Here is a 12,400-nt window from a genome sequence, read left to right on the forward strand (position 1 = left end):
GATACAGACGCCGTACCTCCCGAAGAAGAGTTTGAATTCCCAGATCAAAATACGTGTTGGTGCACCATTAAACACAAGCGCGTCATATCGCAACAAGCACGGTAAAATCATCAGGATAAGCATAGTGAGCAGAGTTGGGGGTGTCTGTACGTTTGCCCACACACGGGTAGTTCGAACTCTATAAACGTATAAAAGTGTATATACAGTCTGCTGTCGATTACATCATCGCCGACCGGGAAGGACGAATAAATCGCTATAAAAGAAATGTCTAAGCATAGTTTATCAGTGCTGCGACAACCGAAAAAAGTATAGTCTTCACACTAATTCGGATGAAAACCTGAATCAGCATCGAATGCTTTAAGTCTGTCAGTTTCCTGTTTCAATACCTGATAACACTCACAACACATGGCTTCTAGCCTAGGTCGGTCAATCACAGTAATATGCCTTCGGTGATAAATAATTACTCCCGCGGACTGTAGTTTTTCTGCCGCATCCGTTACTCCTTCATGACGCACGTCCAACATATTGGTAATAAGTTTTTGCGTCATCGTTTATTAATTGCTGGGGAGTTGGTTGCAAGAACGATTCATCAGCGGTCAATACGCAAACGTATGCCGCTGGTATACCTTACCTGCATTGCTTAAGTCCTTGGCCGAACCTGAATTTTTCGAGCATCTAAAGGGTTTATTCACTGCTGCCAGAGAGGCCTGGGAAAGTTATGATCATCAACGGCGGCACACTATTTTCGGATGATGTAAGCAAGCTTCCGTTAAGCGTGTGAAACAAGCAACTGAAAGTATTACAAAATGGCGAAGTTCAGACTCTCGGAAGCGACTCGATTATTCATGTATATGTCAGGATTATTACAGCGACCATTCGAGATCTGGCTCTGACCTGTACCTCACCAAATCATGATGATGATTTCTAATAAGCATGGAACAGTAGAGGTATTAACTTGTAAAACGCAACAGGCTTTTTTTGCAAAGAAACTGCAAAGCTTGACATAATGAATTTAAAAAACTGATAATTATAAATGTTATTATACGAACTTTATTCAAAAAACAATGCCTGAGTGGTGGAATCGCTTTCCCACTCTACTCGGCTACCTGCCCCTGGAAAGTTAACTTCATCGACGTCGGGGAAAAAGCCCCGCTGCGGGTTTAATCGGTCTACCGCACTGGTCACGCCAAAGCGACGCGATGTATCCATCGATGTATCGCTTAATTCCCCCCCCAAGGGTTACGCGCAAGCGCCGTCCTGACAGCTCACCATCATAGGCTGCCCAGCCTCGGGCACTCAAATATTGATGATCGTGAGAAATTTGGGTGGTGTTACGGTTCATTAATTCTGTGTTGCTGTTGTAAGAGACATCCTCAACGTTACGCCATAGCCGGTCCGCTTTGTACGCTGCCAGTTCTCCACTCAGTGTCCAATTGGTACTTAGCAGATAATCGGCACGGCCTCTAAACTGCCAGGATTCAGAATTCATTACCCCGTCGGCTACGTTATAGTTTGTGTATCGCGTGGCCTTATCAAGCACCAAATCAGTCTGTCCAGATACTAGATTATCAGGAGCCTGTGCGATGGAAGCATCAATACCGATGATGAAAAGGAATTACTGGGCTTATGGATGACGCAAACTGAAGGAGGTAAGTTCTGGTTGTCTGTGTTGAACGAACTCAATACAGAATCTTCCCCGCCGGTTGCGATGGCCTGAAGGCTTCCCTGAAGTCATCGAGGCCGTGTAACCGACAACCCTAGTACAACTGAGTGTAACCGTTCACCAGGGCCCTATTGAACGGTTACCATTCAATGCTCATAAATGATAATCCATTAAATGATTGGTAAGTTGATGAAGATCACTCGGTTAAATATTCATTACGAACGATATTATAGCGTTGCATTTTTAAATTTAAATTTCGGCGGCTTATTTGCAACATATCCATTACATCTTTTATGCTACCTTTACATTGCTTCATGGAATTGCGCAATAAGTGTTCTTCAAATTTTCCGACTTGCGCACTTAAGCTATTTTCAGTTTCTTGGCCGTCAATATCGGTTAATGTGACATTTAAATTTGTATGACTTTTTTCTGCTAACAAACTTGCTATCGATAAAGAAGATGTGGCGTTAACAATGGAAAATTGTTGTGCTAAATTTTTTATCTCCCGAACGTTACCATGCCATTCTTTAGTTGCTAATAATCCAATGTCATCCATAGATATGGAGGGTGGATCGATATTAAATTTTTGACAAGCTTGTAAAAGAAAATGTTGAAATAGAATGGGTACATCACTCAAGCGTTCGTTTAATGTCGGAATATGCAATTCTGCAACTTTCAGTCGGTAATACAAGTCTAAACGAAAGTCTCCTTGATCGGCCAGCTGTTTTAAATCGACTTTAGTGGCTGAGATAATTCTAGGATTTATAGTGATAGATTTATTTGAACCGACTCGTTCAATAGTATTTTCTTGTAATGCCCTGAGTAGCTTAACTTGAAAATTCATAGGCATAGACTCAATCTCATCTAGAAATAATGTGCCTTTACTAGCATATTCTAATTTTCCAATGCGTAATTGATTTGCCCCAGTGAAGGCACCTTTTTCATGACCAAAAAGCTCTGATTCCAATAGATTTTCTGCAATTGCACCACAGTTTATGGCAACAAAAGGTTCTTCACAACGGTTGCTATATTCATGCAAACAACTAGCTACCAATTCTTTACCTGTGCCTGTATCACCCTTGATAACAACACTAGCATCAAATCCTGCTAGTGATAAAACTTGTTTACGAAGATTATCTATTATTTTAGACTTTCCAATCAATCTCGATTCAATACCTGTAAGGTGAATGAGTTGATGTTTTAAACGATGGTTTTCGATTTCAAGCGCATGTTTATCAGCCGCTCGCTTAATAATTTGAGTTAAATGTTCAGGCTCAAAAGGTTTTTCTATAAAATAATATGCTCCTTGTTCCATAGCCTGAACAGCCATAGCTATGTCTCCATGCCCAGTCATTAGAATCACTGGAATTGCAGGATATAGTTCATTTATTTTTAATTGCAGTTCCAAACCACTTACATTCGGCATTCTGACGTCACTCAAAACAACATCAATGCTATGCTCACTTAAAAACTCTAAAACTTGTCTAGTGTCATCACACAAGATAACTTCAAAACCTTCGATACTTAACCAACGCTCTGTACTGCTAGCGACAGTACTATCATCTTCAATAATTAGAATTTTAGTCATCATTTTGTCCTTACAACTAATAATAAAAAGTTCGAGGGAGTTATGCTTTGTCGACGATGCGTACTAAACTGATTTTAAAGCAAGCACCCGTATAGATGTATTGTGGATCGCCATTATCTTTAATTGGTTGGTCAACAATGAGCTCTATACCGCCACCAACTCGAGAAATGATATCGTGACAAATGGCTAAGCCTAACCCCATGGAACTTGCATTTCCTTTAGAGCTGACAAAGGGATCAAAAATATTGTCTTGCAGTGAAAGAGGTATGCCAGGGCCATTATCGCAAAATAATATATTCACCATCGGGCCATCAGTTTTTATTTGAATATAGATTTTCCGGAATTGGCTTGAACTCATGGCATCGCAGGTATTTTGCAGTAAATTGTTGAATATTTGCTGCAATTGGTGAGGTTCTATACGGACACAAAGGTTTTTATCATATTCATCAATTAACAAATCAACGTAGTTTTCAATTAGTCTATTCTTATTTAAGGCAAGGCTCTGAGTCAGAGCTTTATTAATATTGGCTTCGTTATAGCCATTAGTATTACGCTTACGAGAAAAGTCTTTTAGTTGAATTGTGATGGCACTTAAAAAATCTGTATATTTTAGGATTGCTTGGAAGCTTTCACTTACTTCTTGAGTATTATTTTTGCTCAACCATTTGTTGCCTACTTTAGCTTCAGTTTTAATAGCGGTAATAGGTTGATTGATTTCGTGCGCAATGTTGGTTGCTACCATACCAATAGATGCCAGCTTTTGTTGTTGTTTAAATTCTGATTCAAGACTGAACAACTCGTTTTCATGTTCCTTTTTAGCATAGTAAGCTTTTCGTTTTTCTTTAAAAAATAGTAAAAGTAACAAAAACATTAATAAAAACACACTGAAAAAAGCGACAATAAAATTACTACGCTCAATGACCGAGGTGATATTTGCAAGATGGTGTATTCGCAATGAATGATTATCTAGTAACATAGAGTGCACTAAAAACTTTTGCTCGCCAGTACTGGTTTTACTTGGAATAGTGGTAAGGATGTTGTTGTCAATATTGGTAACGCTCAATTGTGTGAATAAATTCTTCTCATTAAAATTAACATCTATCTGCTTTTTTACGAGATAAGGCAAGTTAGTAAAGGTTTGATATTGCCAGTCTTGATTACTAGAAAGCATAATAATACCCCTTTGATCACTCATGAGTACTATCTGTTGATTATTTAACAATGAATTGCTTAATTCATTTTGCAGTGCCGATAAATCAATGAGTAAACCTATATAACCAATGACTAATGGCTCTTTGTTAGTGGATTCTTGCTTTTTTTTATTGCTTTCATAAACAGGTTGTGCCAAAAGATATTTGGCCAACCTCTTTTCTTTGTCAAATACAAATCTACTGGTTTTTTTATTTTGGAACGCTCTGCTGCTAATACTTTTTATAGCACTGTTAAGTATGACAGAGTCTGAATTAATTTCTGCGCCCTCTTTAGAAAACAAAAAATCATTTTTGTGACCTAAAAATACCGTACTATTTGAAAAAACAGTTTTGAGTTTCTCTAAATACTCTTGAGTTTGTATGGAGTTTTCAGCATCTGGCTTAAGTAAAAACTGTTGCAATCTTGGTTGGTTAGCAAGTAGCGACAATAACGATTGTTGAAATTGGTCTAATTCGTGTTCTACTTTATTTCCATATAAAGCAAGGTTTCCGATCGCGCTTTGTTCTAAATCACTTAATTGCTGTTCGTAGTTATATTGCCAAAGTGTATTTGCGAAGAATGTAAATATAGCAATGGCAAAGATTGAATTCATAGAATACTTGAATAAAGTTACTCGGCTCTCTGTGTTGTCAGGATCATGTGGAATGTGTTCATCAATAACGTTAATCATTACCTATCAATACTCTGGTCTTTATTTATATTTTTAGACGATTGATTTACTGGTATCCTTTTTCTTAAAAGTAAAAGTGGTTGCCGTAATAGAACTATTAATAATATCGAAGAAACCAGTAGTACAAATAACGCAAATAGTGCAATCAAGCTTAAATTTATTCCCATAGCTTCCACCATCTTACTTTCCGGCACTACTAATAACAAATGCCATTCTTGTTCGTCATCAAACAAATATGGAGAATATGAAGCTAAATATCTAATACCGCTTTCGCTAAAATAAAATTCATTGAATCCATGGTTATCATAGCTAGCGAGAGCCTCTTTTATCGTTGGGCTTTCTAAATTCTCAAGCGTGACTAATTCTTTTTTAATTGATAATTCTTTAAATCCAGAATATGCAATAACCTTGTTTTGTTCGTTAAAAATAAGTAACTCAGTTTCTCGTTGGAAGCCTGCATCAAATAAAAAATTTGATAATTCTTCTAGTACGATATCTACTCCCCAAACACCAATTAATTTTTGTTCTCTGTCATATATTGGGAAAGACGCTGTGACGCCCGGTATTAAATGATCCTTGTTTGAATCAAAGGAATAGACATCACTCCAGAATGACCCCCCCACGCTTTTCGCACCTTTATACCAAAGCCGAGTGGTAGGGTCATAAGCAGCGATTGCTTTGGCAGATTTTTCTATTGAATGTCCATCTTTGTCTAAAAAGTTTTTTTGTTCGAAAAGTGTCTGCTTGTTTCTTTTAATTGTTTGGATACGATAATCATAATTTTTTGCATAAGTATTATGCCAGAACCAAAATTCTTTTTGTTCAGTACCTACGAAGTGTCCATTAAATTGCGGATAACTGTCGATAAATGGTTGTACAAATGCTCTAAGAGTTTCAGGCTTGTCTATGGAAAGAATATTTTTTTCAAATAGATAAGCACCCAATTGAGTAATGTTTTTTGCGGGTAATAAAAAATTATGAGTTGAATCTTTAATACTTGTTTTGAGTTGCCAAATATAGTCATCTGAAAACTTATCCAAATCATGGTTTTGTTCTAAGCTTGTATATACCACCCAGCTTGAGGAAATAATAAGGATAAGCAGTAGGCTACATAATATATTGTTAATCAAAGTGAGCTCATTTTATAAAATTACTGATTTTTTGACTGTTAAAAACAGTTAAGTGATAGTTTTACCATTTGATATAGTTACATTCAGTACCTAAATAACTGTTCCTAAGTGTGCTACAGCTTTGCCAATCCATGCCTGTTACCCGGGTAATAGTGAGGCGGTTTCCATAAATCGCCGTACTCTTTGCAACAATTCCCAAATTTCTGTGCGCTTATGATTGCGCGTTACAGTATCGTGCAAGGCATGCCATAACTTTTCAATCTTATTAACCCATGGGCGATAAACCGGCTGGAATAGCAATGTAAACTTGGGGTTCTGTTTAGCCATGCCTGCGTCTTTTTGCTTTTGTGGATGATATAGTTATCCACGATCAGCGTATTTGTTTTTGCTTTCCGGTATGCATCCTCAAGTGTTCCATTAGCCAGATAAGTGGCTCAGAGCATTTTGAGTGTCGCCCAACATAAAGCACTTTGCCCTTACTGGCGCGCAATGCCCCTGCTAAATAGTATTTTTCATTTTGTCCTGGAGTGGGAATTAGCCGCTGTTTTCCTCTGAATCCCCAGTCAGCAGCTATTTTCCGATTTAGGTGTATATCCACTTCGTCTTCATAAAAGACCGGATTGTTAGCATCACTCTTCTGAAGCGCCGCTTTAATAGCTGCAAGTTTCTCTTCCTTATGCGGACCACGTATCCGTAAAGTCGGCGCAGCTCTTCGCCAAACAATGCCGAGCCCCGGCATCCATCGTCGTAATGTCGAGCTGTGTACACAGATTCCAGTTGTTTTATGTATAACTTTAGCCACTAATCCGGTACTCCAACGACTGCGTTGATAACCAAGGTCTTTTGGTGACCAATAGAAGCAGCATCTGAACTATTACATCACCAGGCAGATACGCTGGCCTGCCATGCTCAGTATCTTTTAATCCATCAATACCTGATCCTTCATACCACTTACATCAGCGATTAACTGATGAACGAGCTACGCTTAGCAACTGGGCAACATCGGTTCGAGTTTGCCCTTTGTGTACCAAGAGCACTGCATTCGCTCGACGACTAAAGCGTTTGTCCTTGCTATGTTGAACGACTTTCTCTAAACGGCGTCGCTCAGGCCGGTCAATCAAGGTATATTAATCTCCCAAAAAGATGGAAAATTGACCACTAACAATCTGTTTCTAAATGATCATTGAGCTAAAACTTGGCCTTCTCTTCTAGGATCGGCACCGCCTATCAGTTCTTGATTGGTTAACTCAATGGCATGTAAACCAGAGTTCAGATCTTGGATTTGTACTTTATGACCTTTGTCCTCTAGTCCTGCCTTTAATTTTACTGCCGTCGTGCCACGCTCCAAAGTAGTCATTCCATTTCGATTGGTAATTTTCGGTAAATCAATCGCTTGTTGAGGATCTAACTGCCAGTCGAGTACGCCAATAATTGTTTGCGCTACATAGTTAATGATTCGACTCCCCCCAGGTGACCCTAGTACCAATTTTAACCGATTGTTTCTATCAAATACCATAGTTGGAGCCATTGAGCTACGTGGACGTTTGTTAGCCTCTAAACGATTCGCAACCCATTTACCGTTACTTTTTGGTGCTAAAGAGAAATCTGTTAATTGGTTGTTTAAAATAAAGCCCTCAACCATTAATGCCGAACCAAAACCGTTTTCAATGCTGCTGGTCATAGAGACTGAGTTTCCTTGTCCGTCAACGATAGAAATATGACTAGTGGAAGGGCGCTCAATCGCATTGTCGTCGGCTAAATCAATGCTGCCTGGTAACCCAGGGATTGCATTTCCCATATCTTTATCAGGGTTTATCAGTTTCGCTCTTTGTGTTAAGTAGTCGCTAGCAAGTAAGCCCTGAACCGGTACAGAAACAAAATCTGCGTCAGCCACATAACGGTTTCTGTCAGCAAACGCTAACCGAGCACTTTGCGTAATGAGATGGGTAGCTAACAAGGAGTTGGGTTGTTCTTTTGCTAGATCATAAGGTTGTAATTGCCCGAGAATTTGGATAACAGCAATGCCCCCAGAGCTAGGAGGGCCCATACCACAAATTTTATAGAGTCGATAAAAACCACATACAGGATCTCGCTGCCTTACTTGATATGCAGCCATATCAGACAGGCTTAACTTTCCTGGTGCGATGTCGGAATTTTGGACTTTCTTGACAATTTTTTTTGCCAACCAACCCTTATAAAAAATGTCTATTCCGTCTTCTGCAAGACTCCTAAACACATTGGCCAACTTTTTATTGACCAGTTTATCACCTGCTTTAAGTGCTTTGCCATTAGGGAAAAAGTAGTGGTTAATTTCAGGTAATAAATGAATGCCGGGATTAAAATTCATTCCGAGTAATTTTTCTAGTCGCGGTGAAACAATAAATCCATTTTCTGCTAGATTTATAGCTTGTTCAAATAATGATGCCCAAGGTAATTTGCCATATTGTTGATGTGCTTTTTTTAATGTCGCTAAAACACCTGGGACACCTACGGAACGGCCTCCTACTACGGCATCTATCCACTCTATGGGGTTACCATTGGTGTCTAGAAACAACTCACTGGTTGCAGCGTTTGGTGCAGTTTCTCTACCATCAAAAGTTGTCATATTTTTAAGCTGGTTGTCCCAGTACAACAGAAAAGTACCACCACCTATACCTGATGACTGTGGTTCAACCAAGGTTAGTACCATCTGCACTGCAATGGCTGCATCAATGGCATTACCGCCTTTTTTTAAAATTTCAAAACCAGCTTTGCTGGCATAAGGATTAGCCGCGGCCACCATGAAATTCTTGCCATGAATGGCCTTTTTAGCAATTGTACCTGTTGCTGCTTCTGGTTCTCGGACTTCTCGTCCTGTTTGTGTGTTTTGTGTACTTGTCGCTGTGTACGGCTGTGAGTTTTGATGAACAAGGCTAGGGCTTAATTGAGCCGAAAGAGCCGCAGTGCTGAGCAACATTGAGACGCAAATTGTTACGTGCTTTGGTGGAAACATAAATTACCTGTATTTTCAAAATATGATCAGCAAAGCCAATCTATTTTTAATATTTCTAAACGGTTAATAATTAGTTTCATGCTCATATGCAAGGAATGCTCCAATAACCAAAGAGGCTTTAACATTCTGATTATAAAGAATAAGTTTTAATTTTGGTTTTTCGTCATAATGAAGGTAGGAGGCTTTATTCCTATTCATATATAGGGGTGAGTAAATAACTTCTTATGCATTTTCGTTAGACTATTGGAAATAAATACAACTGTATTAGCCTCTGCTTAAATATGAGAGTAGTAGAGATGTCCACTTCCCCTTTAATGGGACAGAGAGTTAACGTTGTTATCCAGGTTCTTTATATCTGCCTGAATGTACAAACAAGACAATCATGTGGCTGAAATAAAGTTTTTTATTGTGTAAAAAGAGGGAACTCAACTCATATTATTTTTAATTGAATAATATGAGTTGAGGTGCTGCATAGGGAAGGTGATTAAGATTAAGGATTATAAGCAGCAGGCATTTTTTGCTTAGATAAATAACGGTCTCTAAGACTATCTTGTCGTGAATAGGTGCTTACTTCTATGCCATTTATCCACATACCTTCTACGTGCCCATCAATATCTAAAGGATTACCATACCAAAGTACTACATCGGCTTTTTTACCTACCGCTACACTACCTGTGTTGAGGGAAAAAACCTCTGCAGTATTGGCAGTAATTGCCGCCAAAGCAGCCTGGTAATCCATACCGTTTGCCGCAGCATTACCCGCGCTAAATCGCAACTGTTCTAAGTAATGGCCGCTGATCCCCCTGAATATTAGTTTTACCCCGGCTTTATGTAAAATACCTGCATCAGAAATTGATTGATGTAAATTGTCAAAATTGCTCGGCAAGTTGACCATTGGGTTAAAAATGATGGGGATATTCGCTGCTGCGAGGCTCTCTTTGACAACGATGGCATCACCGGCTCCAACAATCACTAAATTAAAATTGAAGGTATTTTTTAACTCTATCAGCTTTAAAAGGTCACTCGCTCTATCAGCATAGACTAACAATGGTTTTTGTTGTGCTAAAACCTGAGCTAAAACTTTTTGTTCTGCATCATGTTTAGCAGCAGCTAGCTTTTTAGTCGCGGCCAGCTTTTGCCTTAATAGTTGCAACTTGGTCGCTCGAGAACCGCGACTTTCTCGACCTAGCTTCACGACTACGCCATTTTTTGCGTGTTCTACACTGCTAAGCTCACCAGACAAATTGACCGCAAAAGTTTGGCCTGCAAACAATTGATTGCTGGTAGCTGGGCTAGAAATATTATAAGTAATACCTCCTTTACGAGCAAAAGGCAGTAAGCTTGATTTGCTATTAAAGGCTAAGCTAGGATCAAAATTAATGCCTAATTTTCCGTCTTTGGCATCTTGAGTAGTACCTTCTGAATTGACTTCTGACAGTCCCAATGAATTCATTACACCTATAAAACCGGGAGTGACTATTCGATTCTCCGCATCAATTATTTTTTTGGCATTGATACTTTTAGATGCCGCTAGCCCTTGGCTAATTGCAGTTATAACACCATTATTGACAGTGATATTGGCATTTTTAATCACGCCTCGTTCGGTCGCGCTATAAACTGTTGCATGGATGATGGCTAAGTCGTTTTCTTTTGCTGCTAGGCCCGTAGAAAATAGCACTATGAGTAGGATACTAGACTTCAATATACGACGGCAGGTAACTATTAATTTCATCGTATTATTCCTATTTTTGGCCTAATAAAAAGTCACTACTCGCCTGATAGCGTTTATCAAAGCGATCATATACTTTAGCGCCATCAATAAAGACTTGTTCAGCGTGAGCGAACACACTAAAAGGGTTTTGATTCCACAACACCATATCAGCAGCTTTGCCTTTTGTTAGACTGCCAGTGTATTGCGCTATCCCCATAGATTTAGCAGGGTTGAGAGTTAACCATTGAATGACATCTTCAGGTTTCAAGTTAAAACCATGCTGATTGGCGCGATACATTACCTTCGCGGCTTCTTGATTTAAACGTTGAATGACGGTACTTGAGTCTGAATGCATCATGACACAAGAATTAGGCACGGCAGCTACTATAGCTGCATTTTCTTGTATCATGTCGTAAGATTCCATTTTGGCGCCCCACCAGTCTGGCCAAGTAGCCACACAATTGCCATTTTTAGCCAGTAATTCAGGTATTTTGTATGCTTCAATTGCATGGTGAAATGTACCCGAGTCATAATTAAATTCTTTTCCCATATCAATCATCATAGCCATCTCTTCTGCTTTATAGCAGTGGTTATGAATCAAAATCTCGCCCTCTAAAACACCTTTCAAAGTGTCTAGACCTAAATCTTGTTTAGGCGCGGTGACCGCTAAACCGGCCTGGTAATCCTTAGCGTACTGGTCCCATTTTGATTTGTATTCTCGGGCATCAATCCAAGCTTGACGAAAGCCGGCTATATTACCCATACGAGTAGAAGGAAGAACGTGTCGTGCACCGTAAGTATCTTTCGGGTTTTCACCACAAGCCATTTTTAAGCTGTAAGGCGCCTGAGGGAATTTCATAGCTTGTACCGTGGTTGCAGGGACATTTTTTAGAGTTACGCCGCGGCCACCAAACAAATTGGACGAGCCAGGTAAGATCTGCAAAGTAGTTACTCCGCCAGCTCTTGCGGTGTGGAAAGCAGGATCTTGTGGCCATACACTATGTTCGCCCCACACTAATGCACTGACTGGGTCAGTTTTTTCATTGCCATCGTAATGGCCTTTTACATAGGGTTTTGGAAAGATACCTATATGTGAGTGTACATCTATAATACCAGGAGTGAGCCACTTATCGGTGCCGTCAATAATAGTAATGTTAAGATCACTATTCTGAGCTGCAACTTGATCACCAATCGCGAATATTTTACCTTGCTGAAATAATACATCCCCTTTTTCTATTCGTTGCCCATTGCCAATTAAAATTGTGACATTTTTAATTAAAGTGGCTTCACTTGGTAGGGCTTGGTATGTACTGGGATAAGGGTTTTTATTGATTTTAACAAACGGGGCCTGAATAGGTTGATGACAACCTGATAGTAAAACAAGCACACAGATAACAAGGAATGTGCTGAGTGTGTAATTCATCATATGTAGCT

9 protein-coding genes and 2 pseudogenes are annotated in these 12,400 nt (G+C 39.3%); 2 read left to right on the forward strand and 9 right to left on the reverse strand.

Translation table 11 applies throughout. The features are described from left to right. Positions 1–320 precede the first annotated feature (320 nt). Positions 321–548, reverse strand: a complete 228-nt coding sequence (locus AC2T0J_RS01980; protein WP_489808531.1) for a helix-turn-helix domain-containing protein — start codon at positions 546–548, stop codon at positions 321–323. Between the two features lie 293 nt (positions 549–841). On the opposite strand from AC2T0J_RS01980, the gene AC2T0J_RS01985 reads away from it, so the two are divergent. After that, positions 842–928 (forward strand): hypothetical protein, encoded by an 87-nt coding sequence (locus AC2T0J_RS01985; protein WP_489810416.1) that lies wholly within the window; start codon positions 842–844, stop codon positions 926–928. Positions 929–1,050: 122 nt separating this feature from the next. On the opposite strand, the gene AC2T0J_RS01990 is transcribed toward AC2T0J_RS01985, so the two are convergent. Then, positions 1,051–1,209 carry a hypothetical protein gene (locus AC2T0J_RS01990; protein ID WP_489808532.1) on the reverse strand — a complete coding sequence of 53 codons (159 nt, stop codon included), beginning with the start codon at positions 1,207–1,209 and terminating at the stop codon, positions 1,051–1,053. A 382-nt stretch (positions 1,210–1,591) separates the two neighbouring features. Here AC2T0J_RS01990 and AC2T0J_RS01995 point away from each other — a divergent pair. Then, a pseudogene (locus tag AC2T0J_RS01995) lies at positions 1,592–1,745 on the forward strand (transposase); the annotation flags it as partial. Between the two features lie 114 nt (positions 1,746–1,859). Here AC2T0J_RS01995 and AC2T0J_RS02000 read toward each other — a convergent pair. The 7 genes and pseudogenes from AC2T0J_RS02000 to AC2T0J_RS02030 all read right to left on the reverse strand — a co-directional run bounded on the left by AC2T0J_RS02000 (position 1,860) and on the right by AC2T0J_RS02030 (position 12,389). Next, on the reverse strand, positions 1,860–3,254 hold the full coding sequence (locus tag AC2T0J_RS02000) for a sigma-54-dependent transcriptional regulator (protein ID WP_489808533.1): 1,395 nt from the start codon (positions 3,252–3,254) through the stop codon (positions 1,860–1,862). A gap of 37 nt (positions 3,255–3,291) precedes the next feature. Continuing rightward, on the reverse strand, positions 3,292–5,133 hold the full coding sequence (locus AC2T0J_RS02005; RefSeq protein ID WP_489808534.1) for a sensor histidine kinase: 1,842 nt from the start codon (positions 5,131–5,133) through the stop codon (positions 3,292–3,294). Beyond that, positions 5,133–6,263, reverse strand: a complete 1,131-nt coding sequence (locus AC2T0J_RS02010; protein WP_489808535.1) for a PDC sensor domain-containing protein — start codon at positions 6,261–6,263, stop codon at positions 5,133–5,135. Before AC2T0J_RS02010 ends, AC2T0J_RS02005 begins: the two co-directional genes overlap by 1 nt. A gap of 113 nt (positions 6,264–6,376) precedes the next feature. Continuing rightward, a pseudogene (locus AC2T0J_RS02015) lies at positions 6,377–7,384 on the reverse strand (IS630 family transposase). Between the two features lie 59 nt (positions 7,385–7,443). Next, positions 7,444–9,255: a gamma-glutamyltransferase gene (gene ggt / locus AC2T0J_RS02020; protein WP_489808536.1), complete on the reverse strand. Its 1,812-nt coding sequence runs from the start codon at positions 9,253–9,255 to the stop codon at positions 7,444–7,446. A gap of 490 nt (positions 9,256–9,745) precedes the next feature. Then, a complete protein-coding gene (locus tag AC2T0J_RS02025; protein WP_489808537.1) occupies positions 9,746–10,987 on the reverse strand; it encodes an amidohydrolase family protein in 1,242 nt (413 codons plus the stop codon). A 10-nt stretch (positions 10,988–10,997) separates the two neighbouring features. Then, the gene (locus tag AC2T0J_RS02030) at positions 10,998–12,389 is read right to left on the reverse strand and encodes an amidohydrolase (protein WP_489810417.1); all 1,392 of its coding nucleotides are present in this window, start codon (positions 12,387–12,389) and stop codon (positions 10,998–11,000) included. Between the last annotated feature and the right edge of the window lie 11 nt (positions 12,390–12,400).

It is taken from the genome of Alteromonas sp. ISO5, from assembly GCF_058105165.1.